At 73.1% G+C, this 15,032-nt stretch carries 14 protein-coding genes; 8 read left to right on the top strand and 6 right to left on the bottom strand.

All coding sequences use genetic code 11. The features are described 5' to 3' along the window. Positions 1 to 71: 71 nt before the first annotated feature. The 5 genes from glmS to sepH all read right to left on the bottom strand — a co-directional run bounded on the left by glmS (position 72) and on the right by sepH (position 7,756). Entirely contained in the window at positions 72 to 1,940 is a 1,869-nt protein-coding gene (glmS, locus tag LO763_RS08140; RefSeq protein WP_230601473.1) for a glutamine--fructose-6-phosphate transaminase (isomerizing), read from the bottom strand. Positions 1,941 to 2,076: 136 nt separating this feature from the next. After that, positions 2,077 to 3,993 carry an outer membrane protein assembly factor BamB family protein gene (locus tag LO763_RS08135; RefSeq protein WP_230601472.1) on the bottom strand — a complete coding sequence of 639 codons (1,917 nt, stop codon included), beginning with the start codon at positions 3,991 to 3,993 and terminating at the stop codon, positions 2,077 to 2,079. Positions 3,994 to 4,081: 88 nt separating this feature from the next. Beyond that, on the bottom strand, positions 4,082 to 4,747 hold the full coding sequence (gene thpR, locus LO763_RS08130; protein WP_230601471.1) for an RNA 2',3'-cyclic phosphodiesterase: 666 nt from the start codon (positions 4,745 to 4,747) through the stop codon (positions 4,082 to 4,084). A 300-nt stretch (positions 4,748 to 5,047) separates the two neighbouring features. Continuing rightward, positions 5,048 to 6,310 (bottom strand): MFS transporter, encoded by a 1,263-nt coding sequence (locus LO763_RS08125; RefSeq protein WP_230601470.1) that lies wholly within the window; start codon positions 6,308 to 6,310, stop codon positions 5,048 to 5,050. A gap of 426 nt (positions 6,311 to 6,736) precedes the next feature. Continuing rightward, entirely contained in the window at positions 6,737 to 7,756 is a 1,020-nt protein-coding gene (gene sepH, locus LO763_RS08120) for a septation protein SepH (RefSeq protein ID WP_255672003.1), read from the bottom strand. Positions 7,757 to 7,977: 221 nt separating this feature from the next. Here sepH and LO763_RS08115 point away from each other — a divergent pair, with 221 nt between their 5' ends. Beyond that, positions 7,978 to 8,307 carry a DUF2530 domain-containing protein gene (locus tag LO763_RS08115; protein WP_230601468.1) on the top strand — a complete coding sequence of 110 codons (330 nt, stop codon included), beginning with the start codon at positions 7,978 to 7,980 and terminating at the stop codon, positions 8,305 to 8,307. A gap of 186 nt (positions 8,308 to 8,493) precedes the next feature. Here LO763_RS08115 and LO763_RS08110 read toward each other — a convergent pair whose 3' ends face one another. Next, complete coding sequence (locus LO763_RS08110) at positions 8,494 to 9,273, bottom strand: DUF3027 domain-containing protein (RefSeq protein ID WP_230601467.1); 780 nt, start codon at positions 9,271 to 9,273, stop codon at positions 8,494 to 8,496. Between the two features lie 154 nt (positions 9,274 to 9,427). On the opposite strand from LO763_RS08110, the gene mqnB reads away from it, so the two are divergent. The 7 genes from mqnB (at position 9,428) to LO763_RS08070 (ending at position 15,012) form a co-directional block, all read left to right on the top strand. Next, positions 9,428 to 10,042, top strand: a complete 615-nt coding sequence (mqnB, locus tag LO763_RS08105; protein ID WP_230601466.1) for a futalosine hydrolase — start codon at positions 9,428 to 9,430, stop codon at positions 10,040 to 10,042. Between the two features lie 14 nt (positions 10,043 to 10,056). Continuing rightward, complete coding sequence (locus tag LO763_RS08100; protein ID WP_255672070.1) at positions 10,057 to 10,866, top strand: 1,4-dihydroxy-6-naphtoate synthase; 810 nt, start codon at positions 10,057 to 10,059, stop codon at positions 10,864 to 10,866. Between the two features lie 126 nt (positions 10,867 to 10,992). Beyond that, the gene (locus LO763_RS29365) at positions 10,993 to 11,391 is read left to right on the top strand and encodes a cold-shock protein (protein ID WP_369431940.1); all 399 of its coding nucleotides are present in this window, start codon (positions 10,993 to 10,995) and stop codon (positions 11,389 to 11,391) included. A gap of 174 nt (positions 11,392 to 11,565) precedes the next feature. Beyond that, positions 11,566 to 12,447, top strand: a complete 882-nt coding sequence (larE, locus tag LO763_RS08090) for an ATP-dependent sacrificial sulfur transferase LarE (protein WP_230601464.1) — start codon at positions 11,566 to 11,568, stop codon at positions 12,445 to 12,447. A gap of 556 nt (positions 12,448 to 13,003) precedes the next feature. Further along, a complete protein-coding gene (gene yidD, locus LO763_RS29665; RefSeq protein ID WP_369431939.1) occupies positions 13,004 to 13,450 on the top strand; it encodes a membrane protein insertion efficiency factor YidD in 447 nt (148 codons plus the stop codon). A gap of 22 nt (positions 13,451 to 13,472) precedes the next feature. Then, on the top strand, positions 13,473 to 13,715 hold the full coding sequence (locus LO763_RS08075; protein WP_230601463.1) for a hypothetical protein: 243 nt from the start codon (positions 13,473 to 13,475) through the stop codon (positions 13,713 to 13,715). 292 nt (positions 13,716 to 14,007) lie between these two features. Continuing rightward, positions 14,008 to 15,012 (top strand): hypothetical protein, encoded by a 1,005-nt coding sequence (locus LO763_RS08070; RefSeq protein WP_230601462.1) that lies wholly within the window; start codon positions 14,008 to 14,010, stop codon positions 15,010 to 15,012. Positions 15,013 to 15,032: the final 20 nt, after the last annotated feature.

Below are 15,032 nucleotides of genomic sequence, written 5' to 3'. Positions count from 1 at the left end.
CCGCTTCAAGAGTGCCTCTCCAAGCGTGCCTCTCCGGCCGTGCTTATGCAGCCGTGCCTATTCGACCGTGCCTATTCGACCGTGACGGACTTGGCGAGGTTGCGCGGCTGGTCGATGTCGCGGCCCAGGGCCGTGGCGAGCTCGGCCGCGAACTCCTGGAGCGGGACCGCGGTCAGCAGCGGCGCGAGCAGCGTCGGCGACGCGGGCGTCTCGATGACGAGGTCGGCGTGCGCCGAGGTGATCCGGTCGCCCTCCTCGCACACCGCGATGACCCGGGCGCCGCGGGCCTTGACCTCCTGGATGTTGGAGACGATCTTGTCGTGCAGGAGCGAGCGCCCGCGCGGGCTCGGCACGATCGCGATCACCGGCGTGCCGTCCTCGATGAGCGAGATCGGGCCGTGCTTGAGCTCCCCGGCCGCGAAGCCCTCCGCGTGCAGGTACGCGAGCTCCTTGAGCTTGAGGGCGCCTTCGAGGGCGACGGGGTAGCCGACGTGGCGGCCGATGAACAGGACCCGGTCGGTCCCGGCGGCCGCGCCGATCTTCGCGGCGATGTCGCGGGCCATCTGGCGGACGGGCTCGAGGTGCTCGATGACCTTGGCGATCTTGCCGGGCGCGGCCACGAGCTCGTCGAGCACGGCCGAGACCTCGTCGGCGTACTTGATGCCGCGCACCTGCGCGAGGTGCAGGCCCACCAGGTAGCAGGCGGCCAGCTGGGTGAGGAACGCCTTCGTGGAGGCGACGGCGACCTCGATGCCGGCGCGGGTGTAGAGCACCGCGTCGGACTCGCGCGGGATGGTGGACCCGACGGTGTTCGAGATGGACAGGACGCGGGCCTTCTGGTCCTTGGCGTGGCGCACCGCCATGAGCGTGTCCATGGTCTCGCCGGACTGCGAGATGGCGACGACCAGCGTGGAGCGGTCGAGCACGGGGTCGCGGTAGCGGAACTCGCTGGCGAGCTCGACCTCGCAGGGGATGCGCGTCCAGTGCTCGATGGCGTACTTGGTGACCAGCCCCGCGTGGTAGGAGGTGCCGCAGGCGATGATGAAGACCTTGTCGATGTCGCGGAAGTCCTGGTCGGACATGCGGACCTCGTCGAGGACGATCTGCCCGGCCTCGTCGATGCGCCCGCGCAGGGTGTCGGCGACCGCGGCGGGCTGCTCGTGGATCTCCTTGCGCATGAACGTCTCGAAGCCGCCCTTCTCGGCGGCGGCGATGTCCCAGTCGACGCTGAAGTGCTTGCCCTCGCGGGGGGCGCCGTCGAAGCCGCGGATCGCCGCGCCCTCGCGGGAGATGGTCACGATCTGGTCCTGGCCCAGCTCGATCGCGTCGGTGGTGTAGGCGATGAAGGCCGCCACGTCGGAGGCGAGGAAGTACTCGTCCTCGCCGAGGCCGACCACGAGCGGGGAGTTGCGGCGGGCGCCGACCACGGTGTCGGGGTCGTCGGCGGCGACGGCCAGGAGCGTGAACGCGCCTTCGAGGCGCGCGCACACGCGCGTCATGGCCTCGGTGAGGTCGCCGTCCACGGCGTACTCGCGGCCCAGGAGGTGGGCGGCCACCTCGGTGTCGGTATCGGAGGCGAACTCGATCCCGGCGGCCTCGAGCTCGGTGCGCAGCTGCCCGAAGTTCTCGATGATGCCGTTGTGGATGAGCGCGATGCTCCCGTCGGCGGACCGGTGCGGGTGCGCGTTGCGGTCGGAGGGCACGCCGTGGGTGGCCCAGCGGGTGTGCCCGATGCCGCAGGACGACTCGGGGAGCGGGTGGTCGGCCAGGGCCGCCTCGAGGTTCGCGAGCTTCCCGGCGCGCTTGTCGACTTCGAGCCCGCCGCCGTGCACGAGGGCGACGCCCGCCGAGTCGTAGCCGCGGTATTCGAGACGGCGCAGGCCGTCCAGCACGACGTCGACGGCGCCGCGGCGGCCGACGTATCCAACGATTCCACACATGCGAAGCACCCTACCCTAGTTTTGCGCATCACTCATGCGCAGAGTCCAGGTAATCGATCACAGTGATTGATCATTCTCGGGGTTCGGGCGCCGTCCACCTCCCGGACGCCGCGCGTTCCCGGTGCTCGCGCGGCGGTCAGGAGACGACGGCGATGCCGCGCGTCCCGTCGTCGTTGACGTAGCTGACGGCCCCGCCGGTGCCGACGGCGCTCAGCTGGGCCTCGTGGCACCAGTCCGCGGGGATCGGCGTCCCGTCGGCGCGCTCGGCCGCGAACTCGAGGGGCGCGGCCTCGTCGCCCTCGACCTGGTAGAGCCGGCAGTCGGGCTGGTTCGGGTCCTGCGAGCGGTCGGCGGCCAGCAGCGCCCGGTTGTCGGGCAGGACCGTGCCCCAGCCGCGCACGGCCTCGGGGTCGAGCGGCGTGTAGCCCAGTTCCACCGCGGCGCTGTGGAGGAGCTTCCCCGAGTCCGCGTCGTAGGCCATGACCCCCAGCGAGGAGCCCTCGCGGTCCTCGGCGGTGAAGCACTCGATGACCTGGACGGTGCGCCGCTGCGCCTCGGGCGCCTGCGGCTTCGCGTCGCCGGTGGCCGCGACCCCCGCGGTCGGCTCGGTGGTCGGCCGCGACAGGTGCAGCGTCCCACCGCAGGCCGAGGAGTTCGTGGACCCGAAGCTCTGGTCGCGCACGTGCCAGCGCTCGTCGCCGTCCGCGACGTCGAGGGCGATGAGCTCGTGCTCGAAGCGGCGCGCCGAGAACGGCCCGTCGCTGACGCGGTGCTCGATCCGGCTGTCGAAGACCACGGCGTTCTCGGCGACCAGGAAGGACTCGGGGACGACCTCGGCGCGGCGGTCGAGTTCGCGGCTCCAGGCGGCGTCGCCGTCGTCGAGGTCGAAGGCGAGCACCAGGTCGCGGGCGACCAGCCGGTCCGGGGCGGGCATGCAGTCGGCGAGCAGGAGCACCCGCGAGCCGGCGACCTGGGCGGCGGTGCCCGCGCACCCGTCGGGCAGCGCGGCGTCCCACAGCAGCTCGCCGTCGAAGTCGTGGACGTGGAAGACCGCGCGGTCCGGCTCGGCGTAGAGCAGCCGGTCCTCGGTGAGGGCGAGCAGGCGCCCGGGGCTGCCGTCGAAGTCGGCGGTGGCGACCTCCTCGCCGTCGCGCGCGCGCAGGACGCGGGTCTGGTAGTCGGCGGCGTGGTCGGCGCGCGGGCCCGAGAGGGCCACGAGGTCCTGGGCGTGCGACAGGACCGGTTGCTGCGCGGCGATCCAGTTCCAGCGGCGGTGGTACCAGATCGCGGCCCCGGTGGTCGCGTCGAGCATGGTGACCGCCTGCGGCGTCCGCTCGGTGGGGTGGTCGGTGCGCAGGAACCCGTAGGGGGTGACGGTGAAGCGCTCGACGCCGGCGAGGTCGGCGAGGCCGTCGAGCCCGGTCTCGGAGGCGGCGTCGCTGACCCGCACGTCCTGGTTCGCCAGTTCGGCCCACAGCGACATGGCGGGGGCGAGCGCGGCGGCCGCGAACACGGTGACCGCGGCGGCGAACACCGCGACCTTGCGGCGCAGCCGCCTGGGGGCCGGGGTGCGCGCGCCCGCGTAGCCCTCGACGACGAACTCCGACAGGGCCAGGAGGCCGCCGCCGACGACGCCGAAGCCGTAGGCGAGGGTCGCGATCCCCGCCCGGTGGGTGATGAACTGGCCGGGCCCGGCCTCGGGCATGGAGGAGAAGACGGCCCAGCCGGCCGCGGCGGCGAAGACCGCGGCCAGGAGCGCGGCGACGATGGTGCGCAGCCCGGCGCGGGAGACGGCGGTCGCGATGAGCGCGGCGACGATGAGGACCGAGGCGACGGTCCCGATGATCATGTAGACGCCGGAGGAGCCGGTGCCCGCGTCCGTGCCGAAGGCGGCCCAGACGAGCAGCACCGCCCAGCAGACGAGGGCGGTGAGGCCCGAGGTGCGCAGGAACACCCGGGCGAGCGGGCGCTTCGCGGGCGTCCCGGGGCGGCCCGGAGGCGCCCCGACCGCGTCGATGTGGTGGCGGCCGGTGCCGGAGGCGCTGTGGGACATGCACTCTTTTTACCGGTCGCCACGGCCGCCTTCCGGGCTTTCGCGCAGATCGCGAGCCGGTTTCTCGCCCTCGGGGGCGGTCGGGCGCTCAGGGGCCGCCGAGCGGGGCGGTCGCGACGGGCGTGTAGTCGGGCTGCGCGCCGACCGGGCCCTTGCCGAAGTCGGACTTGTAGAGCACGACCTCGTTCGCGGTCCAGCTGGGGCCGTAGTAGCGGCGCAGGACCAGCAGGTCCTGCGCGGCCTGCTGGTTGGTGACGCGGTCGCCGGGGCGGGCGAGGGTCACGTGCGGCCGGTACTGCTTCTGGTCGACGGGCAGCCCGCCCGCGATGAGCCCGGCCCTGATGCGGTGGACGAGGTCGACGAGGGCGGCGACGTCGCCGTCGAGCCCGGCGTAGACCACCGAGTAACGGCCGCGGCCGAACCTGCCGCCGCCGGAGACGCACAGCCGCATCGGCCCGGCCTCGCGGGCGGCGGCCGCGATGGCCTCGGCGGTGTCGGCGCACCGGTCGACGGGGACCTCGCCGAGGAAGGCGAGGGTCAGGTGCCAGTTCTCGGAGCGGACGAGCCGCCCGGAGGCGGGCCTGCGGCCCACCGCTCCCGGTCTGCTGGGGGTGCCGCGCCGCGCGATGTTGAGGTCGGAGACGACCTCGGCGAGGTCGGCGACGGCGTTGTCGGGGAGCGGGAGCGCGGCGAAGAGGCGCTCGGTCCGCACCTGGGGTGCGGCGTGCTGGACTGCGGTGGCGGAGGCGCTCACTGGATTCCCTCCAGGGGCTCTACTCGGGGTGAGTGACACGCGCCCGCGGCGAGTGGTGTGTCGTCGCGGCGTGGTCGGGGGCTGTCACGATGTGACCTATCCTCGCAGCAACACCTGGAGTTAATTCAGTGAAATCCCAAGGGACGGGACAGTAATTTCGTGGAAGTAACGCTCGTGTGCACTGGGGAGACAGGGGGGACGCAGGAGTTTCCCGGCAGTCCGGGAGGACTCGGGCGACACGTGGGGACCGCCCGTGAGGCGGGGTTCAACCAGTGGGATGCGGGGTCCGGCGGGGCCGGGTCAGGGCATGGCCTTGCCGGTGAGGGCGGCGGCGCGGCGGCGGATCTGGGCGCGCTTGGCGAGGGCCACGGCGGCGGGCGTGACGATGGCGACGAGGCCGCCGAGCCACAGGCCCGAGCGGGCGCCGTACTGCTCCATGAACCAGCCGACCAGGGGCGCGAAGATCGCGGTGGAGCCGAGGAAGACCAGCATGTAGAGGCTGAGGACCCGGCCGCGGTAGTCGGCGCGGACGCCCATCTGGACGCGCTGGTTGGCGGCCTGGGCGTAGTAGACCATCGCGAAGCCGGTGGGGCCGAGCAGGAGCATGGCGCCCCACAGGGTGGGGGCGAGGCCGACGAGCAGGGTGCCGACGCCGAGCAGGCCCGAGGCGACGAGCATGGTGTTCAGGCCCGGGCGCCCGGAGCGGCGGCCGGAGGCGAGCGACCCGGCGAGCGCACCGACCGCGAGGGCGGTCAGGAGCAGGCCGTAGCTGTCGGCGCCGGTGTCGAACTCGGTGCGGGCGAGCATCGAGAGGGTCAGCGCGAAGTTGAAGGTGAAGCCCGAGACCAGGAGCGAGACGACGAGGACGGCGATGATGTCGGGGCGGGCGGCGGTGTAGCGCAGGGCCTCGCGGATGCCGCCGGCGTCGGCGGCGCGGCGCACGGGGTTGGTGAGCCGGCGGCGCAGGAGCACGGCGCAGGAGATCGCGGGGCCGAGGAAGACCGCGGCGCAGGAGATGATGACCGCGCCGGTGGAGGTGAGCGCGATGAGCACCCCGGCGAGGGCGGGGCCGGCGATGCGGCTGGTGTTGAAGATGGCGCTGCCGAGGCCCACGGCGTTGGGGAGGGCCTCGAGGTCGACGAGCTCGGAGTAGAAGGCCTGGCGGGCCGGGCCCTCGACGACGGCGACGGAGCCGAAGGCGAACATGCCGAGGTAGACCATCCACAGCTCGATGTGTCCGGTGAGGACGACCGCGCCGAGCACGGCGGTCACGCTGGCCGAGCCGAGGGAGCACAGGAGCAGGATGCGGCGCTTGTCGAAGCTGTCGGCGATCTTGCCGCCCTGGAGGCCGAAGAGGAGGTAGGGCCCGAACTGGAGGGCGAGGGTCAGGCCGAGGGCGGTGCCGGAGTTCCCCGAGAGCTCGAGCACGAGCCAGCTGACGGCGGTGGTCTGGAGCCAGAAGGCGAGGGTGCCCACGAGCTGCCCGGCGGCGTACACGCGGAATCCGGGATAGGCGAGGGCACGGAACGTGCGCTGCAGCTGGGAGGCAATGACCGGGGACATCGCATGCAATCATATTTACTTACCGGTCGGCAAGCCAGTGATTATGACCGACTTCTCTCCCGAAACCGAACCCTCTCACCCCCGCCCCTCCGAACCCGAACACCCCTCGCAACAATCCGAATCGTCGGACCCCCATGCCAGGGTTGTTGAACCGGGGGCCCGCAGATTAGTCGGGCGACCCGAGAAAAAAGTCCGGCTTTGCCCTGCCCCGAACCCCCGCCACACCTCCACCGGCCCTCCCCCTGAGCGCGAGCCGGTCTCGGGTCCGCCGGACTGTCGGACCCCCGTGTCAGGGTTGTTGAACGGGGGCCCATCGATCCGCCGCCCGCTTCGCGCTGCCCTCGGACCCCCGCCGCCCCGCGGCGCACCGGACCCGAATGCGAAGCGGGGCGGGCCCGAAGGCCCGCCCCGCCGCGAAGGCATCGCTCAATCCTTGCCGGCGCTCCCGAACAGGACGTCGTCCCAGCCCGGGAGCTGGTTGCGCGGCTTCGACCCGGCCGCGGCGAGCGGCGGGCCGTTCAGGTCGTCGTCGGCCACCGAGCGCTTGCCCGGTCGCAGCACCGCCAGCGACGGGACCTCGGGGGTCTCGCGCTGCTCCGGCGCGGACGTGCCCGGCAGCCCCAGCTGCGAGGTCCGCTTCCCGCGGCCCTGCATGTCGTCGAGCGGGCGCTCGAGGACCTCCCGCAGGCGGTCGCGCCGCAGCGGGTCGGGGCGGCCCGACTCGTCCTGCTCGAGCAGGCCGTGCATCGGGTCGCGCGAGGGCCGCACCGGGTCGCCCGGGCGCATCCCCGTGTCGGGGACCGCCTCCTTGGGGCCGGGGACCTGCTGCGGCAGCGGCGTCGAGAGGAACTGGGCCATCTCGTCGTCCGGCGTCACCGTCTGGCGGGCCCGGTCGAGCTTCCAGCGCGCCCTGGCGGTCGTCTTGCCCGAGGACCACGACGCCTGCACGAGCCACGAGCCGTCCTCGGTGCGCCACGCGTCCCACGAGACCGCCTCGGGGTCGACCCCGTGCGTGCCGAGCTTCACGTCCACCACATTGGACATGCGCTCGCCGCGCTCGGAGGTCGCCAGCCGCGAGCGGCGGGCGGCCTGGGCGAGCATGGCGCGCTCCTGGAGCACCGGCCCGGCGTAGCGCAGGACGCGGTCGACCGCGACCTGCGCGGAGGCGGCGATGTCCTCGGCGCTCTCGCCGGCGCGGATGCGGGTCTGGATGTCGCGCGGGGACAGGTTGACGGCGGCGGGCCGCTGCGGGACCGGGCGCCGGGGCGCCTCGGCCTTGCCTTGCGCGCCTTCGCCTTTGGCCCTGAGGGCCTTGCCGCTCTCGGGGACGTCGACCACCGCCGCGACGCGCTCGTCGAGCGGCAGCGCCAGCAGCCTCCCGAGTTCGTCGGCGAGCACCAGCGCATGACCGTCCTCTGAGAGGGCTACGAACCGTACCGGCCTCATGCCTACCACCCCTCGCGTGTCGTCGTCAGCGCCGCATCGCCAGCTCATCCGAGCGTACGCCCAACCCTACCGGCGAGCCACAACCGGCGGGGTGCCTATAGCGGATCGCCCCCGCCCGAACAAGAGAGCGGCCTCCCGCACCCTGTTCCCAGTGACGCGACCCGTACTCAGGATCGGCGTGACCGATTGTCGCGGCGACTGACGCAGCGTACATTGGCAGCGTGTCCACCGACGGAACTTCCCAGCCCCCGGCCGCGTCCGGCTCGTCGGCGACCCCGCGCGAGGCGTACCAGCGGGTCAAGCGGTCCCCCGAGCTCCCCGCCCCCGACTCGGTGAAGCTGCGGATGACGCCGATCGCCGTCGCCGGAACAGTGCTGTGGGCGATCGCGCTGATCCTGACGCAGCTGTTCAAGGACGACCTGGCGGCCGCGGGCCGCGAGTGGTGGGCCGCGTGCGCGCTGACGGGTGTGATCCTCGGCGTGGTCGGCACGGCCGCCATGGCGCTGGCCGACAAGCGGCACTTCGGGAAAGGCGCGCGCGACCGCGACTGAAGCGCGGTCCTGTTGCAGCGCAGGGCAAAGCGGGACTTTTTCCTCGGGTCGCCCGACTAGTCGACGGGCCCCGGTCGCGGCGATGCTTGCGAGCCGCAATTCGGCAGAGGCGACAACCCCGGCACCGGGGTCCGGCGATTCGGGGCCTGCGGGTCGGGGCTCTCGAGACCGGGGGTCCGCGAACTCCTAGAGGAGTTCGGAGCCTTCGTCGTCGTAGACGATCTCGGACTTGTCCACGCCCTGCGGGGTGGTGTCCACGAACTCGCTGATCTGGGAGTGGGCGCCGCAGCCGTGGTCGGCGGAGACGACGCGGGCGTCCTCCGAGGAGTAGAGGTTCGCGCAGGCGCCGAAGGCGAGGCGCATCGAGCCGGCCAGCGGCAGGAAGAACCCGCAGGTGCCGCAGCGGGCCGGCGCGGGGGCGGCCTCGGCGATCGGCGCCGTCGGGCCCCGGTCGCCGTCGTACCAGCGCTGCGCGGCCTCGGCGCGGCCCTCGCGGTTCATGACCCGTTCGCGCCCGAGTCCGAGCTCGAAGGCGATGTCCTCGACCGCGTCGTCGTCGGAGAGCTGGTAGGCGGGCATGAGGCGGTCGTCGTCGTCCTCGGTGGGGAGGACCTCGCCGGTGCCGACCTCGCCGCCCTGGAGCCGGTCGGCCCACGGCACCCAGGCGGGGGAGCGGAGCGCGTCGGGCCCGGGCAGCAGCGCGGACTCGGAGACGGTGGCGACGCGGGCGCGCGGGGCGCGGGTGAGCACGACGGCCCAGCGCCAGCCGCGGTAGCCCGGCAGGGTGCACTCGAAGTAGTGGGTGACGACCCGGTCGGTCTCGGCTTCGACGCTCAGGTGCTCGCCGATCCCGTCGCCGGCCTCCTCGGCGGCCTCCCGGGCCAGGTCGAGGGCGTCGGCGAGGACCCGGTCCAGTTTCGGCTTGCGGGTGCGGGTCTTGGCGGTGGCGGTAGAGCTGTCAGGCACGCTCTCAAGCATAGGTCAGCGCCGGTGCGCGCCCGCCGGTCGGTGCGCCGCGACGAGAGCGGGATGCGCCACACCCCGGCCGGCCCGGGTCGCGAGTCGCACGCCACCGTCCTCCAGCGGCCGGGGCCGCGCCGCACCCGGTAGATTCGACGCCATGCGAATACTGGTCGTGTGCGCGGTCGCCGAGGAGGCCCAGGCGGTCGAGGCCGGGCGTTCCCTCCGCCATGAGCTGGACGTCCTCGTGTGCGGCGTGGGCCCCGCGGCCGCGGCCGCGGCGACCGCCCGGACCATCGCCGACAACAGCCACATGGGCCGCGCCTACGACGTGGTCGTCAACGCCGGCATCTGCGGCGCCTTCCAGGGCCGCGCCCGGATCGGCGACGTGCTCATCGCCACCGACTCGGTCCACGCCGAACTCGGGGTCGCCCTGCCGTGGCGGTTCCAGCCGATCGACGAGATCGGCTTCGGCACCAACCGGATCGGCTGCAACACGGTCCTGACCGTCGCCGTCGAGGGGGTGCGCGGCGAGATCCTCACGCTCGCGTCGATCACCGGCTCCGACGGCCTGGCCGCGAACCTCGCCCACCGCTACCCCGACGCGGTCGGGGAGGCCATGGAGGGCTTCGGCGTGGCCACGGCCGCGCAGCAGGCGGGCCTGCCGTTCGCCGAGATCCGCACCGTGTCCAACTACATCGGCGACCGCGAGGTCGGCAACTGGGACTGGGACGCGGCCCTGAAGTCCCTGACCGCCGCGGTCCGGGAGCTGTGAGGCCCGTGGAGACCCTGCACCTGGCGCACTCGCCGTGCCCGAACGACACCTTCATCTACCACGCGTGGACCTCGGGCCTCACCGCCGGACCGGCCACGCGGTTGACGTTCGCCGACATCGACGTCACCAACACCGCTTGCGCGCGAGGCGAGTTCGACGTCGCGAAGGTCTCGTACGCGGCCCTGCCGCACCTGGGCGACGAGTGGCGGCTGCTGCCCGCGGGCGGGGCACTCGGGCGCGGCTGCGGGCCGCTCGTCCTCACCCGCGGGGGGCTCGGCGACCTGGCGGGGAGGCGCGTGGCGGTCCCCTCCGACAGGAGCACCGCGTTCCTGCTGTTCAACCTGTGGCTGCGCGATCTCGGCGGACCGGACGTGACGTGGGAGGTCGTCCCGTTCGACCAGATCATGCCAGCGGTGCGGGAAGGGCGCTTCGACGCGGGGCTGGTCATCCACGAGGCCCGGTTCACGTACGGCGAGTACGGCCTCGACAGCATGGTGGACTTGGGCGAGTGGTGGGAGTCGAGCACCGGCTGCCCGATCCCGCTCGGCGCGATCGTCGCCAAGGCGCACCTCGACACGGACGGGATCACCGACGCGATCCGCGCGTCGCTCGACTACGCGTGGGCGCATCCCGAGGCGAGCCGCACCTATGTGGCCGAGCACGCCCAGGAGATGTCGGAGGCGGTGTGCCGCCAGCACATCGAGCTGTACGTGAACGAGTTCTCGCGCGATCTGGGCGAGGAGGGCCGCTCGGCGGTCGAGCGGCTCCTGGGCGGCGCGGCCGAACTGGGCCTGGTCCCGAGGCTCACCGTCCCGATCCCTTAGGGGGCGCGCCGAGGCGGCGGTGCGTGGCCGTCCCGTCACCCGGGCGATCGGAGCCGTTCGGGCCGTGCCAGGCTAGGCTTGACGGACTCATCAGTTCCCAGCAGACGAGAAGTTCGAGGTTCAGCGGTGCCCAGTGGTCGAGTGAAATGGTTCGACGCCGAGAAGGGATTCGGATTCGTCTCCCGCGACGACGGCGGCAAGGACGTCTTCGTGCACCGCGACGCGCTGCCCGAGGGCGTCGAAGAACTCGCCAAGGGCACGAAGGTCGAGTACAGCATCATCGACACCCGCCGCGGCGTGCAGGCGATGGGCCTGCACGTGATCGCCGCGCCGCAGACCGGCGCCGTCCCGGCCGCCGAGACGGCGAAGCGCTCGCCCGAGGAGCTCAACAGCCTGCTGCAGGACATGATCGGCGTGCTCGAGCAGCAGATCATGCCGCCGCTCTCACGGGGCCGCCGCCCGGACCGCAAGACGGGCGCGAAGATCGCCGAGATGCTCCGCGCGGTCGCGAGCGACCTCGAATAGCCCGTCGCGAGCGACCCCGGGCAGCCCGGCACCCCTCCGAGTGAGGTTCGCTCGCGATCCCCGGCATGTCGGACCCTCAGGGCAGGGTTGTTGAACCGGGGGCCCATCGGTAGGGACATATCCGGAATGTCCGTCGAAAAAGGTCGGTCGCCCGGGCCGGGATAGGCTCGGTGCGTGACCTCCCAGGCCCAGGCGGCTCCCCAGGCGATCGACACCGTCAGCACCCCCGGCGACCGGGTCGGCGCCCTGCTCGACCGGCTCTCCTCGCTCCCGTCGCTCATGGTGGCGTTCTCCGGCGGCGCCGACTCGGCGTTCCTGCTCGCCGCCGCCGTCCGCGCGCTCGGCCCCGGGCGCGTCGAGGCGGCCACCGCCGTCTCGCCGTCGCTGCCGCGCAGCGAACTGGACCGCGCCCGCGAGTTCGCGGCCGGGCTCGGCGTCGCGCACCACGCGCCCGCGACCGACGAGCTCTCCCGCGAGGGCTACCGCGCCAACGCCGGGGACCGCTGCTTCTTCTGCAAGACCGAGCTCATGGGCGTCGTCGGCCCGCTCGCCGCCGAGCGCGGCATCGCCGCGGTCGCCACCGGCACCAACGCCGACGACATCGTGGCCGGGTTCCGGCCCGGCATCCGCGCCGCCGCCGACGCGGGGGCGATCACGCCCCTGGCCGACGCCGGGCTCGCCAAGGCCGAGATCCGCGCGGCCTCCAAGGCCTGGGGACTGGCCACTTGGGACAAGCCTGCGGCGGCGTGCCTCGCCAGCCGCATCGCCTACGGCGTCGAGGTGACCGCGGCCGGGCTCGAGCGGGTCGCCGCCGCCGAGCAGGCGCTGCGCGGCGCGCTCGCCGCGGCCGCGATCCCGGTGCGGAACCTGCGGGTGCGGGACATGGGCGACGACACCGCGAAGGTGGAGCTCGACGCCGAGTCCGTGGCGGCGGTCGCCGGCCGCCCGGGCGTGCTCGCGGCGGTGGAGGGCTTCGCGGAGGTGCGGCTCGACGAGCGGGGCTTCCGGTCGGGTTCGATGAACGAGCTGCTGCCGGATCCGGAGCGGTACCGCTGAGAGCGCAGCCTTTTATCCGGATATTCCGGATATGTTCCGCACGATGGGCCCCCGGTTCAACAACCCTGCCCTAAGGGTCCGACATGTCGGGGTTCGCGAGTGGGGCTCGGCAATGGCCGCTTCGCGGGGCGTGCCGTGGCGGGGGTGCGGCCTTGCGGGGTCGGGTGGAGGGTTCGCGCGGGCGTCGGTCGGCGTCGCGGTCGGTGGACCCGTGGTGTTCTCGGGGGCTGCTCACGGCCGCGCTCGGTCGAGAGTGCCCGGTGAGACGGGCCAGCGGCGATCGTCAGTGGAGGATGAGTCCGAAGAACCGCCTCACCGGGTCCATAACCCCTCGGGAACCCCTCATTCCCCGAGGCCCCCACCGTGGGACATGAGCCTGAGCGGGTCCTGAGCCGTTCCTGGCAATTCCCTGATACAGGGGTGTTCGACTCATAACGGGAAGTGTGTACAAATTGGTCATTGTTCGGCATCAACCATCCCCAATCGACAGTATTGGGGAGCGGTGGACGCCCGCCGGGCGCTCACCGCGGCCGCGGCCGGCGTGTAGAACAGTCCTGTGGACGTTTCAGGCTGCGCCGGCGCCTATCAGCCGGGGTGCTCGGCCGGGTGCGGCGCGCCCCTCGCCGCCGCCTGCAACCCCGGCGGGCCCTGCAACACCTGCGCAGCGGCCTGCGGCGGGGCCACCGACCCCGGCCCCTTCCACACGTTCGCCTCGGCGGCCTTCGGGTTCGGACGGTTGACCCCCGAGCGGCTCGCCCGCGCCCGGGCGCACCACCGGCCCGGGCCCCGGCGCCTGGGATTGCGCCTCATCGCCTGGTACCGGCGGCACCTCTCCTCCCGCGTCCAGGTGCAGTGCCGGTTCACGCCGACCTGCTCGGGCTTCGGCTACCGCGCGGTGTCCCGGTACGGCCTGTGGGTGGGCGGCCGCCTGGCGCTCGGCCGCGTCCTGCGCTGCCGCCCGGGCGTGACACCCGGCACCCGTGATCCCGTTCCCGGCCCCTGAGGCGACCGATAAAATCCGGGGCATGAGTGACGTGAACACGGCCGAATGGCAGTCCGACGACGAACCCGCCCGCGACGGCAAGGCGGTCAAGACCCGCTCCCGCCAGGTCAAGCCGGGACACCTGGAGATCGGCGAGTTCACCTCCGGGCACATCGGCGCCTCCTCCCCGTTCGGCGGCGCGGTCTTCCCGCTGCCGGTCAGCGCCGTCTACTACGAGCCCTCGAAGCCGATCGCCACGCGCATCCTGGAGGACGAGCGCCACTAGGACGACCGGCCGCGGCGGCGCCTGGCGCGATCACGGTGCGGCTCGGCCCGGCGGGCCCGGAGGGCGCGTTCGAGGCGGCCGCGGTCGCCCGCGGCGCCTGGCCGGGCCGTCGCCGCGCTCGTCGGCTGAACGGTATCGATTCGCTCACGAATCCAGCCTTGACAGGGCCGCAATACTAGGGATTAGTTTCGGATCCCTGAAACCGGGGCGGGTGCGGCACCCGTCCCGGTTTAGCGTTTTCTGAGGGAGCGCGAGGGGGACGGGGGTCGTTCCCGCCGGTTACGATCGGTCCATGACGTACCCCCCGCAAGACCCCGGCGCCCCCGGCGGCGGCCAGTACGGGCAGTCCCAGCCGGGCCCGCAGCCCCCGGCGGGGGGCTACGCCCCCGGGCAGGTCGGCGCCGACGCGCAGTACCAGGCCCCGCAGTACCAGCCCGGCGGCTACACCCAGCCCGCCTACCAGTACCAGCCCGACCCGAACGCGGCCTACCACCAGCAGCCCTACGACCCCTCGGTCGGCCCGGCGGGGTACGGGCAGTACGGCCCGCCGCCGGTGCAGGCCACCAGCAGGGGCGGCGGCGGGACCGCGGTCCTGGTGATCGTGGTGGTCCTGCTCATGGCGGCCGGCGGGGTCGGCGGCTACTTCCTGCTCGGCAACGACGATGAGGGCTCGCTTGCCTCCGACGAGACCGCGACCTCCGAGGAGGCCGCGCCCGAGGAGGGGTCCGACGGCGAGGAGGCGCCCGAGGAGGAGTCTGCGCCCGCCCCGTCCGGGACCTCGCTCACGGTGCCGTCGATCGGCTCGCTCACGCCGATCCCCGGCGAGGAGTGGGTCTACACGGCCGGGCCCGGCGCCAGCGACGAGCTGATGGCCGACGCCGAGATCTACACCATCCAGCACACCGAGTACTGGATCTCCTACCTGGGCGTGGGCCTCTACTCGAGCGCCGCGGCCGCCTTCGACCCGGCCGACCTGAACGCGAGCGCCGAGAGCGCCGCCGCGGTGTGGCTCGACGGCGCGTTCGACTCCACGGAGGGCTACGAGCAGGGCGAGATCGCCTACACCGAGGTGGAGGTGGACGGGCGCCCCGGCGTGCTGGCCGAGTGGCGCAACTCGTGGACGTCGGCGGGCGAGTACACGACCGACCTGTACGAGGACACGGCGATCCTGGTGGTCGACGTCGACGGCGTGAACGGCTTCATCGGGGTCGCGAGCGTCTCGGAGTCGGCCACGGCCTCGTACGCCCCGGCGGTCGACGCGCTCCTGGCGACCGACTTCGACGCCGAGACCGCCTAGGGGTGCTCGAGGACCGCTAG

Source organism: Glycomyces amatae (assembly GCF_020991375.1).
Taxonomy (GTDB): domain Bacteria; phylum Actinomycetota; class Actinomycetes; order Mycobacteriales; family Micromonosporaceae; genus Glycomyces; species Glycomyces amatae.
The sequence above is the reverse complement of the archived record's forward strand: the minus strand, read 5'-3'. Positions and strand labels throughout refer to the sequence as shown.